Origin of the sequence: Sphingomonas sp. PP-CE-3A-406 (genome assembly GCF_003688625.1) — a bacterium.
GTDB lineage: Bacteria > Pseudomonadota > Alphaproteobacteria > Sphingomonadales > Sphingomonadaceae > Sphingomonas.
This window is the reverse complement of sequence record NZ_RCWY01000001.1, coordinates 408523-424350: the sequence shown is the minus strand read 5'-3', so window position 1 is coordinate 424350 and position 15828 is coordinate 408523. Positions and strand designations below refer to the sequence as shown.

12 protein-coding genes are annotated in these 15828 nt (G+C 65.4%); 7 read left to right on the top strand and 5 right to left on the bottom strand.

Translation table 11 applies throughout. The features are described 5' to 3' along the window. Positions 1-5: 5 nt before the first annotated feature. Complete coding sequence (locus C8J44_RS01690) at positions 6-2483, top strand: PhoX family phosphatase (protein ID WP_121903116.1); 2478 nt, start codon at positions 6-8, stop codon at positions 2481-2483. Between the two features lie 207 nt (positions 2484-2690). Here C8J44_RS01690 and C8J44_RS01685 read toward each other — a convergent pair whose 3' ends face one another. Both C8J44_RS01685 and C8J44_RS01680 read right to left on the bottom strand, forming a co-directional pair. Then, on the bottom strand, positions 2691-3083 hold the full coding sequence (locus tag C8J44_RS01685) for a MerR family DNA-binding transcriptional regulator (protein WP_121903115.1): 393 nt from the start codon (positions 3081-3083) through the stop codon (positions 2691-2693). Next, positions 3080-4765, bottom strand: coding sequence for a long-chain fatty acid--CoA ligase (locus tag C8J44_RS01680; RefSeq protein WP_259466660.1), 1686 nt, complete (start codon positions 4763-4765; stop codon positions 3080-3082). Before C8J44_RS01680 ends, C8J44_RS01685 begins: the two co-directional genes overlap by 4 nt. A gap of 131 nt (positions 4766-4896) precedes the next feature. Here C8J44_RS01680 and C8J44_RS01675 point away from each other — a divergent pair, with 131 nt between their 5' ends. The 4 genes from C8J44_RS01675 to C8J44_RS01660 all read left to right on the top strand — a co-directional run bounded on the left by C8J44_RS01675 (position 4897) and on the right by C8J44_RS01660 (position 10442). Continuing rightward, positions 4897-6033 carry a thiolase family protein gene (locus C8J44_RS01675; protein ID WP_121903114.1) on the top strand — a complete coding sequence of 379 codons (1137 nt, stop codon included), beginning with the start codon at positions 4897-4899 and terminating at the stop codon, positions 6031-6033. Continuing rightward, positions 6033-8360 (top strand): 3-hydroxyacyl-CoA dehydrogenase/enoyl-CoA hydratase family protein, encoded by a 2328-nt coding sequence (locus C8J44_RS01670; RefSeq protein ID WP_121903774.1) that lies wholly within the window; start codon positions 6033-6035, stop codon positions 8358-8360. The genes C8J44_RS01675 and C8J44_RS01670 overlap by 1 nt, the downstream gene beginning before the upstream one ends. A gap of 316 nt (positions 8361-8676) precedes the next feature. After that, positions 8677-9087 (top strand): DUF2147 domain-containing protein, encoded by a 411-nt coding sequence (locus tag C8J44_RS01665; RefSeq protein WP_121885029.1) that lies wholly within the window; start codon positions 8677-8679, stop codon positions 9085-9087. Positions 9088-9137: 50 nt separating this feature from the next. Then, entirely contained in the window at positions 9138-10442 is a 1305-nt protein-coding gene (locus tag C8J44_RS01660; protein ID WP_121903113.1) for an OmpP1/FadL family transporter, read from the top strand. Between the two features lie 42 nt (positions 10443-10484). On the opposite strand, the gene C8J44_RS01655 is transcribed toward C8J44_RS01660, so the two are convergent. After that, the gene (locus tag C8J44_RS01655; protein WP_121903112.1) at positions 10485-11012 is read right to left on the bottom strand and encodes a gamma carbonic anhydrase family protein; all 528 of its coding nucleotides are present in this window, start codon (positions 11010-11012) and stop codon (positions 10485-10487) included. After that, the gene (locus C8J44_RS01650; RefSeq protein WP_404969184.1) at positions 11012-13111 is read right to left on the bottom strand and encodes a malate synthase G; all 2100 of its coding nucleotides are present in this window, start codon (positions 13109-13111) and stop codon (positions 11012-11014) included. Before C8J44_RS01650 ends, C8J44_RS01655 begins: the two co-directional genes overlap by 1 nt. A gap of 102 nt (positions 13112-13213) precedes the next feature. Between C8J44_RS01650 and C8J44_RS01645 the strand changes: the two genes are divergently transcribed. Next, positions 13214-14089, top strand: coding sequence for a LysR family transcriptional regulator (locus C8J44_RS01645; RefSeq protein WP_121903110.1), 876 nt, complete (start codon positions 13214-13216; stop codon positions 14087-14089). Here C8J44_RS01645 and C8J44_RS01640 read toward each other — a convergent pair. Further along, positions 14044-14532, bottom strand: coding sequence for a MarR family winged helix-turn-helix transcriptional regulator (locus C8J44_RS01640; RefSeq protein ID WP_183128672.1), 489 nt, complete (start codon positions 14530-14532; stop codon positions 14044-14046). The two genes, C8J44_RS01645 and C8J44_RS01640, sit on opposite strands and share 46 nt — an antisense overlap. Before the next feature lie 79 nt (positions 14533-14611). Between C8J44_RS01640 and hppD the strand changes: the two genes are divergently transcribed. Next, positions 14612-15682: a 4-hydroxyphenylpyruvate dioxygenase gene (gene hppD, locus C8J44_RS01635; protein ID WP_120300307.1), complete on the top strand. Its 1071-nt coding sequence runs from the start codon at positions 14612-14614 to the stop codon at positions 15680-15682. Positions 15683-15828: the final 146 nt, after the last annotated feature.

The window sequence follows — 15828 nt, the reverse complement described above, 5'->3', positions numbered from 1 at the left end:
CAATCATGACGTTCGAAACCATCTATACCGACGGCGATATCGACACCAATCCGACCGCCAACCCGCACCTCAACGACCTGATCGAGGTCCGCTATTCGCGCCGCCAGACGTTGATGGGCGGCATGTCGGCCACCGCCGCGGCGGTGTTCGGCGGCATGCTGCTGACCGGGTGCGATGACGACAATGACGGCGGCGCGAGCCCCGTCACGGTCACCGCGACCGCAGGCGGCAGTGCATCGGCCGGTCGCGTGGCGACGCTGACCGGGGCCGCCATCGGCCAGGTCGACAGCGTCAGCTGGACGCAGACCGCCGGCCCGAGCGTCACGCTCGCAGGCGCGACCACCAGCACCGCGACGTTCGTCGTACCCGGTGCGGCCGCTGGTACCGTCCTGACCTTCCTGTTCACCGCCGTATCGGCGCGCGGATCGGTCACTGCCTCGACCAGCGTGACGGTGGGTGCCGCCTCGCTCGGCTTCACCGCGGTGGCGAAGAGCCTCGCCGATGTCGTCGCGGTGCCGACCGGCTATGCGGTGACGGTGCTCTACCGCCTCGGCGATCCGATCGGCAGTGGCGTCGGCGCCTATGCCAATGACGGCAGCGATACGACCTTCTCGAAGCGCGCCGGCGATCACCACGACGGCATGAGCTATTTCGGGCTGTCCGCCGCCGGCACGCCCGATGCCGATGGCAACACGCGCGGATTGCTCGTGCTCAACCACGAGAACATCACGCAGGCCTATCTGCATCCGAATGGCCCGACCACGACCGGCGGCGTCCGTCCCGAAGCCGAGGCGCTGAAGGAGATGGAGTGCCACGGCGTGTCGGTGATCGAGATCAGCCGCGCCGCCGCATGGAGCTATGTCACCACCTCGTCGTTCAACCGCCGCATCACCCCGCTGACGCCGATGAGCTTCTCGGGGCCGGTGCGCGGCGCCGACAGCCTCAAGACGCGCTACTCGCCCGATGCCACGACGGGACGCGGCACGATCAACAATTGCGCCAATGGCACAATGCCTTGGCACACATACCTGACGAACGAAGAGAACTGGGTCGGCTATTTCCGCCGCGAGGTCGGCGACGGTGCACGTCGTGCAGCGAGCGGCCCGATCGGCGTAAAAGCCAACACGTCGCTCGCGCGGTATGGCAAGACCGAGAGCAGCAGCAGCACGGCTGGCAACTATGGCTGGTGGTCGGTCACGCCGGCAGACACGACCAGCACGGTCTATTCGCGCTGGAACATCACCGCGCAGGCCGGCGCCCCCGCCGACGGCACGGGCGATTTCCGCAACGAGATCTTCCAGTATGGCTGGGTCGTCGAGATCGATCCGTTCGATGCGTCATCGACGCCGCGCAAGCGCACAGCGCTCGGGCGCATGAACCATGAGGGTTGCCAGATCGGTCGGACGATCGCTGGCGTGAAGCCGGCGTTCTACATGGGCGACGATGCGCAGAACGAGTATATCTACAAGTTCGTGTCGGCGACGCCCTGGTCGGCAAGCGATGCAACGGCGGCGAACCGGTTGGCGATGGGTGACAAGTATCTCGATACCGGAACGCTTTACGTTGCGAAGTTCGCAGCGGACGGTAGCGGCCAGTGGCTCCCGCTGGTCTTTGGCCAGGGACCTCTCACCTCGGCCAATGCGGCGTATCCGTTCTCGAGCCAGATCGATGTGCTGATCAATACGCGACTTGCCGCGGATGCGCTTGGTGCGACGCGGATGGATCGGCCGGAGTGGACCGCGGTGAACCCGGCGACCGGTGAGATGTACTGCACGCTCACCAACAACTCGTCGCGGACCGTGGCGACCGCGGATGCGTCCAATCCGCGCGCCTACGTTGATCCGAAGACCACAACCGGCCAGACCACCGGTAACGCCAACGGTCACATCATCCGTCTGCGCGAGACGGGCGATACGTCGGAAGCGACGACCTTCGCGTGGGACATCTATGCGTTCGGAGCCGGCTCCGATCTGGATGCGACCAACATCAACCTGTCGGGGCTCGATGCGAGCAACGACTTCTCGTCGCCGGATGGCCTGTGGTTCGGCCTGCCGAGCAATGCGTCGGGCACGATCGCGCCGGTGATGTGGATCGAGACCGACGACAGCGCGTACACCGACGTGACCAACTGCATGCTGCTCGCCTCGGTGCCGGGAATCGTCAACGATGGCGGTACGCGGACGGTGACGAACACGATCGGTGCGGCAACCGGCTCGGTGACGACGCGGATCGGCAAGGCACCGGGGGCGGCACTGCGGCGCTTCTTGGTCGGGCCGAAGGAGTGCGAGATCACCGGCATCCATTCGACGCCGGACGGCCGGTCGCTGTTCGTCAACATCCAGCATCCCGGCGAGAATGGTGGGCCGACGAACATTACCAGCAGTTGGCCCGCCAATCAGGCGGGTGCGGTGACCACGCCATCACGGCCGCGGTCGGCGACGATCGTGATCACGAAGAATGACGGTGGCGTAGTGGGGCTTTAAGCTTCGGGGTTTCGAATTTGCTGATACTCCCCCGTCAGGGGAGGATCAGCAAATGACCACCCCGGCGGAGGCCGGGGCTCAATTGGGTAACGTCGCTGATTAGCGCTGCGTATACTTACCCCAATCCTCCCAATTGGGCCCCGGCCTTCGCCGGGGTGGAATCTTTTTCATAGTTTGGCGCTCAGATTTCACACTCAGCGCGAGCTATCACGCTGTTCCCGCGGGGATGCGCGCGAGCGCCTCCTGCTCGATTTTCTCCAGCTCGTCGCGCGTCTGCACGATCGCCTCGCGTTGCGCGTCGAGCAGGTCGATCCGCTGGCGACAGCGTTCGGCCAGCGCGCGCATCTGCTCCACATGTTGCGGGTCGGCGTCGTAGAGGTCGAGGAACTCCTCGATGTCGCGTAGCGTGAAACCGAGACGTTTACCGCGCAGGATCAGCTGCATCCGGGCCACTTCGCGCCGCGTGTAGACGCGCGTCGTGCCGATCCGGCAGGGCTCGATCAGGCCCTTGTCCTCATAGAACCGCAACGTTCGCGCACTCACGCCGAGCATGCGCGAGACCTCTTGTATACCGGTAAGATCGTCCTGTCGGTCGTTCACGCGTCCACTCCCCTCGCCTCCGACGCCGCCGCCTTTGCGGTCTCTTCAGCGACAAGTTCCTTTTTGGATAGCTTGCCGATCAGCGTCTTGGGGAGACTGTCGCGGATTTCGACCTCGCGGGGAAGCTCGATCTTGCTAATCTTGTCCCGAAGAAAATCGCGCAGTTCGAGCGGGGTAGCGACCGTACCTTCGGCCAGCACGACGAACGCTTTCGGCGCCTGGCCGCGGTATTTGTCGGGAACGCCGATCACCACGGCTTCGAGCACGGCGGGGTGTTCGTACAGCGCCTCCTCGATCACGCGCGGATAGACGTTGTAGCCGCCGGCGAGGATCAGGTCCTTGATCCGGTCGACGATGAACAGATAGCCGTCCGCGTCGAGGTGCCCGACGTCACCGGTCCGCAGCGCGCCGTCCGCGAACAGCTCGGCGGTGGCGGCGGGTTTGTGCCAATAGCCTTGCGTGATCTGGGGCCCACGCGCACAGATCTCGCCATTCTCGCCGATCGGCAGCAATCGGGTCGGGTCCTCGCGGTCGCGGATCTCGATCGTCGTGCCGGGAAAGGGCAGCCCGGCGGAGCCCGGCTTGTTGAGGCCATCGATCGGGTTGCACGTGATGATCGGCGAGGCTTCGGACAGACCATACCCCTCGCACAATTTGGCGCCGGTCGCCGCCTCGAACGCGATCCGCACCTCCGCCGGCAGCGGTGCCCCGCCCGAGATGCACGCGTGGATCGAGGACAGGTCGATCTTCTGCGTCTCGGCGGCGGTGGTGATCGCGGCGTAGATCGTCGGCACCGCGGGGAAATAACTGGGCTTGGTGCGCGCGATCGTTTTCAGCAGCGCTCCGAGTTCGAAGCGCGGCATCAGGATCATCTCCGCGCCGGTGCGAATCGAATAGGTCAGCACGGTGGTCAGCGCGAAGACGTGGAACAGCGGCAACGCGCCAAGCACGCGGTCCTGATGCGGTTGCTCGCCACCGACGAACACGACCATCGCATCGGCGTTCGCGACGAGATTTGCGTGGCTGAGCATCGCCGCCTTGGGCTCGCCGGTCGTGCCGCCGGTATATTGCAGCACCGCGACCTCGTCCGGGGAAACGGTAACGGGGGACGGCGCACCCTTCGCCTTGAGCAGCGCGTCGAACGTGGAATGGCGCGCGTCAGTCGGTGCCCGACCGATCTCGGCACGCTTGAAGATGCGGTAGGCGATCGACTTCAGCGTCGGCAACGCGCCGGCGATCGGACAGGTGATGACGTGCTTCACGCCCATCTGCCCCGCGACCTTGAGCACGCGCGCGTGGATCTCGGCGATGTCGCACGTGGCGATGATCGTCGCGCCCGAATCCTCGAGCAGATGCGCCAGCTCGCGCTCGACGTAGAGCGGGTTGACGTTGACGACGACGCCGCCGGCCTTGAGGATCGCAAAGAACAGGATCGGATAATAAGGCGTGTTCGGCAGGCAGAGCGCAACGCGCGTGCCCTTCACGACACCCATGTCCTGAAGCCCCCGCGCTGCCCGGTCGACCGACTCGCCGAGCGTGGCATAGGTCAGCGTCCGACCCATGAAATCGAGCACGTTGCGCGACCCGAACCGACGGACCGACGCATCGAGCATGTCGCCCAGCAGCCGCGGCTCGCCCAGCAACGGTACCCCGATCGCCTTGCCCCCGGAAGTGTCCTGCATCTCGCTCTCCATAACATGGTGTGCGTAAGCCATATTGTCGGCCGCTTCACCTTGACGTAAAGGTGAGGTATCGCACCTTAAGGGTAACCCGCAAGCGTTAACCGGGTCGACCGCAATATGAGAGGATCATCGTGACCAACGTCGTCATCGCCGGGTACGCCCGTTCGCCGTTCCACCTCGCCGGCAAGGGCGACCTCGCCCGCGTCCGTCCGGACGATCTCGCCGCGCAGACGATTCGCGGGTTGCTCGGCAAGACAGGCGTCGATCCCGCCGAGATCGAGGACATCATCCTCGGCTGCGCGTTCCCCGAGGGCGAGCAGGGCCTCAACGTCGCCAAGCTGATCGCGCAGATCGCCGACCTGCCGATCTCGGTCGGTGGGATGACGGTCAACCGGTTCTGTGGCTCGTCGATGAGCGCGATCCATATCGCCTACGGCCAGATCGCGGTCGGCGCCGGCGAGGCGTTCATCTGCGCGGGGCTCGAGTCGATGAGCCGCGTGCCGATGGGCGGCTACAACCCCCTGCCCAATCCCGAGCTCGCGAAGAAGAGCGCCGGCGCGTACATGGGCATGGGCGAGACCGCCGAGAACGTCGCGCGCAACTACCAGATCACGCGCGCCGAGCAGGACGCGTTCGCGGTGAAGAGCCAGGACAAGGCCGCCGCGGCCCGTGCCGATGGCCGGCTGTCCGACGAGATCGTGACGATCCAGACCAAGGCCGGCCCGGTCAGCCAGGACGGCACGATCCGCGCCGGCACGACCACCGATGCGCTCGCCGGCCTGAAGCCTGCGTTCAGCGCGGATGGATCGGTGACGGCGGGTACCTCGTCGCCGCTGACTGACGGTGCATCGGCAGTGCTCGTCACCTCGGAAGAGTTCGCCAAGAAGCACGGGCTGTCGATCCTCGCGCGGATCAAGTCGATCGGCGTGTCGGGTTGCGCGCCCGAGACGATGGGGCTTGGCCCGATCGGGGCGTCGAAGAAGGCGCTGGAGCGGGCCGGGATCACCGTCGCCGACCTCGACGTGGTCGAGATCAACGAGGCGTTCGCGAGCCAGGCGATCGCCTGCATTCGCGACCTCGGCCTCAAGGACGAGACGATCAACCTCGATGGCGGCGCGATCGCGATCGGTCATCCGCTCGGCGCGACCGGCGCGCGGATCGTCGGCAAGGCGGCGTCGCTGCTGGCGCGCGAGGGCGGCCGCTATGCGCTGGCGACCCAGTGCATCGGCGGCGGTCAGGGCATCGCAACGGTGCTGGAGCGCGCATGATGGTCGACGCTGTGAAAAAGGTCTGCGTCATCGGCGCAGGCGTGATGGGCGCAGGTATCGCGGCGCAGGTCGCAAACGCCGGCATCCCGGTGCTGCTGCTCGACATCGTGCCGCGCGACCTGCCCGAGGGCGGCGACCGCGATGCGGTGGCCAAGGGCGCGGTCGCCAAGATGCTTAAGACCGACCCCGCCCCCTTCATGTCGAAGCGTGCGACGAAGCTGGTCGAGACGGGCAACATCGACGATCACCTGGGTCGGGTCGCCGAGTGCGACTGGATCGTCGAGGCGATCGTCGAGCGGCTCGACATCAAGCAGGCGCTGTACGCCAAGCTTGAAGCGTTGAAGCGTCCGGGCACCGCGGTGTCGTCGAACACCTCGACGATCCCGCTCGGCAACCTCGTCGAGGGACGCTCGGACCAGTTCAAGGCCGACTTCCTTATTACGCACTTCTTCAATCCGCCGCGCTACATGCGGCTGGTCGAGATCGTCCGCGGCGTGGCAACCGACGTCGCGGTCGCGGAGAAGGTCGAGGATTTCGTCGATCGCTTCATGGGCAAGCGGATCGTCCGGGCGAAGGATACGCCGGGCTTCATCGCCAACCGCATCGGGACCTACTGGCTGGCGATCGCGATCAACGCGGCGATGGACCAAGGGCTGACCGTCGAGGAAGCCGACCAGATCGGTGGCCGTCCGATGGGCGTGCCGAAGACCGGTATCTTCGGGCTGGTCGACCTCGTCGGCGTCGACCTGATGCCGCTGCTGTCAAAGAGCCTGTCGTCCACGCTGCCCGCTGGCGATCCGTATTTCGATACGGTCCGTCCGCTGCCGCTGGTCGACAAGATGATCGCGGAAGGGTTCACGGGCCGCAAGGGCAAGGGCGGCTTCTACCGTTTCGACAAGGCGACGCGGACCAAGCTGTCGCTCGACCTCGCAACCGGCGAGTATCGTGCGGAAGCCAAGCCTTCGGAGTTGCCGGGCAAGACCGGCAAGGACCTCGCCGCGCTGATCGCGGAGCCGGGCAAGATCGGCACCTATGCGTGGACGATCCTCGGCAACACGCTGTCCTATGCGGCGATGCTCGTCGGCGAGGCGGCGGACGATGTCGTTGCGATCGATGACGCGATGAAGCTCGGCTATAACTGGAAATACGGGCCGTTCGAGCTGATCGACCGGATGGGTCCCGGCGTGCTCGCCGCGCGGCTTGCCGAGGAAGGTCGCGACGTTCCTGCGATCCTGACGACCGCGGGCGATCGTCCGTTCTACCGTGTCGAGAACGGCCAGCGTCAGTATCTCACGGCTGGCGGCGAGTATGCCGACGTGCCGCGCGCGGACGGTGTCGAACTGCTGGAGGACATCAAGCTCCGCTCGCAGCCGATCCTCCAGAACCTGTCGGCGTCGCTCTGGGATGTCGGCGACGGTGTCGCGGCGCTCGAGTTCCACACCAAGATGAACGCGCTCGACGATCAGGTCGTCGCGCTCATCAACGAGGCGATCCCGGTCGTCCGCGAGCGCTTCAAGGCGCTGGTAGTGTATAACGAGGCGTCGAACTTCTCGGCGGGCGCGAACTTGGGCGCGGCGATGTTCGCGGTCGGGGCGGGCCTGTGGGACATGGTCGAGGCTAGCGTCTCGGGTGGTCAGCAGGCGTACAAGGCACTGAAATACGCCCCCTTCCCGGTCGTCAGCGCACCTGCCGGGCTCGCGCTCGGCGGCGGGTGTGAGATCCTGCTCCACTCCGATGCAGTGCAGGCGCATGCCGAGACCTATGCGGGTCTCGTCGAGTGCGGCGTCGGGCTGGTTCCCGGCTGGGGCGGCAATGGCGAGATGCTCGACCGCTGGACCAAGTCGCGCACGCTGCCGAACGGTCCGATGCCGGTGCTGACGAAGGTGTTCCAGGCGGTCTCTACCGCGCAGGTCGCCAAGTCGGCGGCGGAGGCGAAGGAGATGATGATCCTGCGCAAGGCCGACGGCATCACGATGAACCGCGACCGATTGCTGGCGGATGCGAAGACCAAGGCGCTGTCGCTGGTGGACGGCTATGTCGCGCCGGAGAAGCCGACCTTCCGCCTGGCGGGCGCGAGCGGACGGACGGGGCTGAACATGGCGGTGACAGACTTCCACAAGAAGGGCATGGCGACCGACTACGACCTCGTCGTCGCGGATCGTCTCGCCGAGGTGCTGACCGGCGGTGAGGCGGATCTGGTCGACACGGTGACCGAGGATCAGTTGCTCGATCTGGAGCGCGCGGCATTCATGGCGAGCGTCAAGGATCCGCGGACGCAGGCGCGCGTCGTCCACATGCTGCAAACGGGCAAGCCGCTTCGGAACTGAGCCACCACTTACTCCGTCACCCCGGACTAGTTCCGGGGTCTACCGTTCCGCGAGCTCCATATCTTCGAGTGTGCGGAACGGTGGATGCCTGAACGAGCCCGGCATGACGGAGGCGCACGCAGCATGACGGAGTGGGCTCATGAACACTTTTTCGCCGCCCGAAATCAGTAAGAAGACTTGACTTGTCTTCGTACAATTCTACGGCCAAACGATACATGCCGTATACGGCAGCAAGCTCGCGGTAACGTCGCTGGCCTGACAAGATTTTAACGACCGTACAGATACGGCGTCCCTACATCCAAGGAGAGGATAGAAGATGTCCCTGTTGATTATCGGTGCATTGCTCGCGGGCGCGCCCGCCACCGCCGAGACCGTCATCGGCCGCTGGAAGACCGAGACGCACAACGCCATCGTCGAAATTGCCCGCTGCGGCCCGTCGATCTGCGGCAAGATCCTCACCTCCGACGCGTTGCGCGCCAATCCTTCGATGAAGGACGCCAACAACTCGAACACCGCACTCCGCAATCGCCCGATCCAAGGCATGCAGATGCTGAGCGGGTTCAAGCCCGACAAGGACGGCGTGTGGAGCAGCGGTCAGGTCTACAATGCCGAGGACGGCAAGACCTACAGTGGCAAGATCACCCCGCTCGGCGCGAACCAGCTGAAGTTGCGCGGCTGCGTCTTCTTCCCGCTCTGCAAGACCCAGACTTGGACGCGCGTGCGCTGAGCCGCACTGTTCCGTCTTCCACTATCAGTATAGCTTTCAGGATCTTATCCATGACGTTTCGCACCAAAGCTCCACTTCTCGCGGTATCGGCGCTCGTGTCCGCCTTCGGGTTTGCCCGCACCGCCTATGCCGATGCGTTCTATCTCGAAGCGCAGTCGGCGCGTGGCGCAGGGCGCGCCTTCTCCGGTGAAGGCGCCGATACCGGCCCTTCGTCGCTGTGGTGGAACCCCGCCGCGATTGCCGGCATCCGCGATGGCAGCGCCGCGATCAGCGCCACCGCGATCCTTCCCAAGGGCGACGTGATCGACAACGGCACGGTGATCCGCCGTCCAGGGCAGGCCTTCGCGCCCGTCGGCGGCAACGGCACCTCGCGCGATCCGATCAACAACGGTGTCGTTCCGTCGGGCGCGGTCGCCTATCCGCTGACCGACCGGATCGCGATCGGCGTGTCCGTGACGTCGCCGTTCAGCTTCACGACGAACTACGAGAAGAACAGCTGGGCACGGTACAGCGCGGACAAGACCCGGTTGCGCACGATCGATATCCAGCCATCGATCGGCGTCGCGGTGACCGACTGGCTCCGCGTCGGTGGTGCACTGAACGTCGAATATACCGACGCAACCCTCAACAACGCGTTGCCCAACGTGTCGGCGGCGCTGCCGGACGGCTTCCAGCAGCTCAAGGGCGATGGCTGGGATTTCGGTTGGACCGCCGGCGTACAGCTGCATAACGACTTCGCCACCGTCGGCATCAGCTACAAGTCGAGCATCCGCCACAATCTGAAGGGGAGCCTCGACATCTCCGGGCTGGTCGGCCCGCTGGCGGGGTCGAACGTGTCGCTCGACGGCGCGAAAGCGAGCTTCAACACGCCGGGCCAGGTAATCGTCGCCGGCCGTGTCCGCGCCACCAACGCGCTGACGCTGAACGCACAGGTGGTCGCGTACAACTGGAGCAAGTTCGACACGATCGATCTGGGCGCGCCGCTGAACACCGCGATCCCGGAAAACTATCGCGATAGCTGGAGCCTCGCGGGCGGTTTCGATTATGACGTCACCCCCAAGGCGACGATCCGCGCTGGCGTGCAACGGACCAAGACGCCGACCCAGAACGGCCTGCGCGACGCGCGCGTGCCCGACGCCGACCGCTGGACCTACGCCGCGGGTGGTTCATACCAGCTGACCTCGCACATCGCGCTCGACGCGGCGGCAAGCTATGTCGACTTCTCCGATACGACGATCGACCGGGTAACCGCAGCCTATGCGGGAACCGCAGCGCAGACGCCGATCATCACCAACGGCTTCCTCCAGAACGCGCACGCGGTCGTGCTGTCGCTGGGTGGCCGGGTCACCTTCTGATAGCGTACGCCTTCAAGATCCTCCCCCTGGCGGGGGAGGATCTTATACTTCGATCAGTCTAAGTCCCTCGGCATAGACGCGCTGCTTGGCCGCGTACGCCGAAGCCGACGTCTTCAGCGCGGCAATCGCTTCCGGCGATAACGCCCGTACAGCCTTGGCTGGTGCGCCGACGATCAGGCTGCCGGCCGGGAACACCTTGCCTTCCGTCACCAGAGCGTTCGCACCGATCAGGCAATTCTCGCCGATCACCGCGTTGTTGAGGATCGTCGCGCCCATCCCGACCAGCACGTTGTCGCCGACCGTGCAGCCGTGAAGGATCGCGTGATGGCCGATCGTGCAGCCTTCACCGATAGTCAGCGGCGCGTCGGGGTCGGAGTGCAGCATCGCGCCCTCCTGGATATTGGTCTGCGCACCGACGAGTATCGGCGTATTGTCCGCGCGGATCACTGCGCCGAACCAGACGCTAGCCCCCTCCCCCAGCCGCGCGTCGCCGATCACGTCGGCGGACGGCGCGACCCAGACGTCGTCGGCCAGCGTCGGTTGTTTACCCTCGATCGCGTAGAGCGGCATCAGGCAGCGTCCCTTTCTTTCGCCCGCGCGCGGAACGCGTGGAGCAGAGGCTCGGTATAGCCGCTCGGCTGCGTCAGGCCATCGAACACGAGCGCGCGGGCGGCCTGGAACGCGAGGCTCTCCTCCTCATGACCCGCCATCGGCCGATACAGCGGATCGCCCGCATTCTGCGCGTCGACCTTCGCCGCCATCCGCCGCAGCGCCGCATCCGCTTCGTCGGACGTCGCGATCCCATGGAGCAGCCAGTTCGCCATGTGTTGCGAACTGATCCGCAGCGTCGCGCGGTCCTCCATCAGGCCGATGTCGTGGATGTCGGGCACCTTCGAACAGCCGACGCCTTGGTCGACCCAGCGCACGACATAGCCGAGGATCCCCTGTGCATTGTTCTCCAGTTCCTCGCGTACCTCGTCCGGCTGCCAGTTATGTCCGGTCGCGACCGCGATCGTCAGCAGCGCATCGAGCGAGGCGATCGGCTCGGCCTTCCGCTCCGCCTGCCGCGCGAAAACGTCGACGCGGTGGTAATGCGTCGCGTGCAGCGTCGCGGCGGTCGGTGACGGCACCCATGCGGTATTCGCGCCGGTCATCGGATGCCCGATCTTCTGCTCGAGCATATCCGCCATCCGGTCCGGCGCGGCCCACATGCCCTTGCCGATCTGCGCCTTGCCGCTGAGCCCGCAGGCGAGCCCGATCTGGACGTTGCGATCCTCATACGCCTTGATCCACGACGAAGCCTTCATCTCGCCCTTGCGGATCATTGGGCCCGCGCGCATCGAGGTGTGCATCTCGTCGCCAGTGCGATCGAGGAAGCCGGTGTTGATGAACACCACGCGATCCTTCACCGCGGCGATGCAGGCGGCGAGATTGGCTGAGGTGCGGCGTTCCTCGTCCATCACGCCGACCTTGATCGTGTGGTGCGCGAGACCGAGCAGGTCTTCGATCGCGTCGAATAGCCGGTTGGTGAACGCGGCTTCGTCGGGGCCGTGCATCTTCGGCTTGACGATGTAGATCGAGCCCGCGCGGCTGTTGCGGATCGGGCCGGTGGTCTTCAGATCGTGGAGCGCGATCACTGACGTGACGATACCGTCGAGGATGCCTTCGGGCGCCTCTTGGCCGTCAGCGAGCAGGATCGCAGGCGTGGTCATCAGGTGGCCGACGTTGCGCACGAACATCAGGCTGCGGCCGGGCAGGATGATCTCACCGCCATCGAGCGCGGTATAGCGACGGTCCTCTTCCAGCGAGCGCGTGACCGTACGGCCACCCTTTTTGAAGCTCGCGGTCAGGTCGCCCTTCATCAGCCCAAGCCAATTGGCGTAGGCGGCGACCTTGTCCTCGGCATCGACCGCGGCGATCGAGTCCTCGAGATCGGCAATTGTGCTGAGTGCGGATTCGAGGACGACGTCGGCGAGGTTCGCGGGGTCGTCACGACCGATCGGGTGCTGAGGATCAATCACAAGCTCGATGTGCAGGCCGTTGTGACGCAACAGAATGTTGTCGACCGCATGCCCGACGAGCTGGCTCGGCTCGGCGAGCTCAGGCATGCCACCCGTCCAGTCGGTCCACGACCCGCTCGCCAACGGCACCGCATCGTCAAGGAACGCCTTCGCCCAAGCGATCACCTGCGCGCCACGTGCCGCGTCATAGCCCTTGCCGGACGCCACGCCCGGAATTGCGTCCGTCCCGTAGAGCGCGTCGTACAGGCTCCCCCAGCGTGCGTTGGCCGCGTTCAGCAGGAAGCGCGCGTTGAGGATCGGCACCACCAACTGCGCGCCGGCGAGCGATGCAACCTCCGCATCGACGTTGGTCGGGGCGACCGCGAAAGACGCCGGCTCGTCGACCAGATAGCCGATCTCGCGCAGGAACGCCTGGTACTCCACCTGGTCGATCGGCTTGCCGGTGCGGGCTTCGTGCCACGTGTCGATCTTAGCCTGAAGGTCATCGCGGACAGCGAGCAGCGCGGCGTTCTCCGGCGCGAACCGGGCGTAGATGTCGGACACGCCCTGCCAGAACGCGGCGGCATCGAGACCCGTCCCCGGCAACGCCTGCGTTTCGATGAAGTCCACCAGCGATGCGGCGACCTTCAGGCCTGCCTTTTCGATCATCTCGGCCATGTTGCTCTCCTATGCTCTGGCGACACGATAGACGCCCGCCACCTTCTCCACTAGACGCTATAAACCGAAAGCTGTTGATCGCCTGGAGAACGAATGGATCCCGACATCGTCCTCTTCGCCGAGGTCGTCCGCACGGCCAGCTTAAGTGCGGCGGGGCGATCGCTCGGCATCTCGCCCGCGATGGTGTCGAAGCGGATCGCGCGGCTGGAAGCGCGGCTGGGCGTGCGGTTGCTCAACCGGACAACACGGCGGCTGGAGCTAACCCCGCGGGGCGCGGCGTATCACCGCGACATGGTGGAAATCCTCGCCGCGATCCGCGACGCCGAGGCGCGCGTGTCGGACCGCGCCGAGACGCCGGCGGGGCCATTGCGGGTCAGCGCGCCGACCTCGTTCGGGCGTCTGCACATCGCGCCACACCTGAAGCCGTTCCTCGACGCGCACCCTGCGATCGAACTCGACCTCGACCTGTCCGACGGTTTTGCCGACGTCATCGGTGACCGGCTCGACCTCGCGATCCGGATCGCGCCTGCCATACCGCCGAGCCTGACCGGCTATCGTCTCGCCGACAGCCGCCGCGTTCTCTGCGCCGCACCGAGCTACGTTGCGCCACGGGACGTGGCCGATCTCACGAAACACCGCCTGCTTGCAGCAAAGGGCCAGATGCCGTGGCGGCTTACCGGACCAGAAGGCGAAGTTACGATCGACCGCCCGAGCTACGTCGCGACCAATTCCAGTGAAGTCGTGCGCGAGCTCACACTGGCCGGAGTTGGCATCGCGCTGCGCTCTCTCTGGGATGTGAGCGCTGATCTCGCGAGCGGCCGACTCGTCCGCGTCTTGCCTGAACGCGCCGGGTCTGCGGAGGTCGGGATTTACGCGGTGCATGCTCGCGGTGCCGTGTCGTCGGGCACGTCCGCACTGCTTGATTACCTGCGCGGCCTCTGGTCGCCAACGCCGCCGTGGGATTCCTGAACGAGGTCGATCGTCACCGCATCGATCCGTCTCAGCATCGCGACGAACTGCTCGACCTCCGCGCCTGAGAACCCGGCAAAGATCCGCCGCTCCAGATCGAGCGCCTTCGGTGCGACTGACGCATAGAGCGTGTGGCCGTCGTCCGTGAGTCGCAGCAGATGCGATCGCCGATCCTCCGGGTTCGCATGCCGCTGCATCAGCCCGCGTTCGACCAAGGCGATCGCCGCGCGACTCACCGTGACCTTGTCCATCCGCGTCTGCTGGCCGACCTGCTGCTGCGTGATCCCGTCCGCCTCGGCGACCACCGCCACCAGCCGCCACTCCGGGATCGTCAGCCCGAACAGCGCCTCATACGTGTCCGCCACCGCCTCGCTGACGAGGTTCGAAGTGATCGACAGGCGATACGGGATGAAATCGTCCAGAACGAGTGCACGGTGAGCCATGTGGAAATCGTAACGATTGACACCAGTTGTTCAACCCGCCAGATTGGTAACAACGGATACCAACTGTCAGGATGTGATCATGGACCATATGGACGTAAACCCGATGGGTCTCGACGGGTTCGAGTTCGCCGAATTCACCTCGCCCGATCCCGACCGGATGGCCGCGCAGTTCGAGCAGTTCGGCTTCGTCGCCGCCTCGACCCACCCGACCAAGGCCGTCACGCGCTACAAGCAGGGCCGCATCAACCTGTTGCTCAACCGCGAGGATGGTGGCCACGCAGCTGCGTTCCGCGCGGATCACGGTCCGTCAGCGAGCGGCATGGCGTTCCGCGTTCACGATGCAAAGGAAGCGTTCGACGCGGCGCTCGCTCGCGGCGCCAAGGCAGCCGATGCCAGCATGGGCGCGCTCGGCGAGGGCAGCTATGTGCTCGAAGGGATCGGCGGTTCGCTACTGTATTTGGTCGACAAGCACGGCGCGGCCGGCAGCCTGTACGACGACTGGAATGCGGTTCCGGGCGCGGCCGAAGCGGAAGCCGAGAACAACGTCGGCCTCGATCTGCTCGATCACCTCACGCACAATGTGAAGCGTGGCCAGATGCGGACTTGGGCCGAGTTCTACGGGCAGATCTTCGGCTTCGAGGAGCAGAAGTATTTCGACATCAAGGGCAAGGCGACCGGGCTGTTCAGCCAGGCGATGATCGCGCCCGACCGCGCGATCCGGATCCCGCTCAACGAGAGCCAGGACGACAAGAGCCAGATCGAGGAATTTATCAAGGATTACAACGGCGAGGGCATCCAGCATCTGGCGTTGACCACCGACGATATCTTCGAGACGGTCGAGAAGCTGCGCGCGCGCGGCGTCAAGCTGCAGGACACGATCGAGACCTATTACGAACTGGTCGACAAGCGCGTGCCGAACCACGGCCACGACCTCGAACGCCTGCGCCGCAACCGCATCCTGATCGACGGCAATGTCGGCGAGGAGGGGCTGTTGCTGCAGATCTTCACCGAGAACATGTTCGGGCCGATCTTCTTCGAAATCATCCAGCGCAAGGGGAATGAGGGCTTCGGCAACGGCAATTTCCAGGCGCTGTACGAGAGCATTGAGCTCGACCAGATCCGTCGTGGGGTGATCACCGTCGACGCCTGATCGAGGATCGAAGCGCAGCTTCGGTCGAGATGCAGCGCGCAGGCGCTGCCGTCGACCGGCCGGCGCGGACGGAGCTGCCCCATAGGGCGCGGCTTCGCCGTGACCGACGGGGTCGCGGTTCGAAAAGAGTTTGAACGGCCGGCGGT

What these genes read in the sequence shown, in the direction of transcription:
- C8J44_RS01680 (WP_259466660.1), bottom strand. Translation starts at nt 4,765, where the DNA reads ATGCAGGACACTTCCGGGGGCAAGGCGATCGGGGTACCGTTGCTGGGC.
- hppD (WP_120300307.1), top strand. Translation starts at nt 14,612, where the DNA reads ATGGACCATATGGACGTAAACCCGATGGGTCTCGACGGGTTCGAGTTC.
- C8J44_RS01655 (WP_121903112.1), bottom strand. Translation starts at nt 11,012, where the DNA reads ATGCCGCTCTACGCGATCGAGGGTAAACAACCGACGCTGGCCGACGAC.
- C8J44_RS01670 (WP_121903774.1), top strand. Translation starts at nt 6,033, where the DNA reads ATGGTCGACGCTGTGAAAAAGGTCTGCGTCATCGGCGCAGGCGTGATG.
- C8J44_RS01660 (WP_121903113.1), top strand. Translation starts at nt 9,138, where the DNA reads ATGACGTTTCGCACCAAAGCTCCACTTCTCGCGGTATCGGCGCTCGTG.
- C8J44_RS01640 (WP_183128672.1), bottom strand. Translation starts at nt 14,532, where the DNA reads ATGGCTCACCGTGCACTCGTTCTGGACGATTTCATCCCGTATCGCCTG.
- C8J44_RS01645 (WP_121903110.1), top strand. Translation starts at nt 13,214, where the DNA reads ATGGATCCCGACATCGTCCTCTTCGCCGAGGTCGTCCGCACGGCCAGC.
- C8J44_RS01665 (WP_121885029.1), top strand. Translation starts at nt 8,677, where the DNA reads ATGTCCCTGTTGATTATCGGTGCATTGCTCGCGGGCGCGCCCGCCACC.
- C8J44_RS01650 (WP_404969184.1), bottom strand. Translation starts at nt 13,111, where the DNA reads ATGATCGAAAAGGCAGGCCTGAAGGTCGCCGCATCGCTGGTGGACTTC.
- C8J44_RS01690 (WP_121903116.1), top strand. Translation starts at nt 6, where the DNA reads ATGACGTTCGAAACCATCTATACCGACGGCGATATCGACACCAATCCG.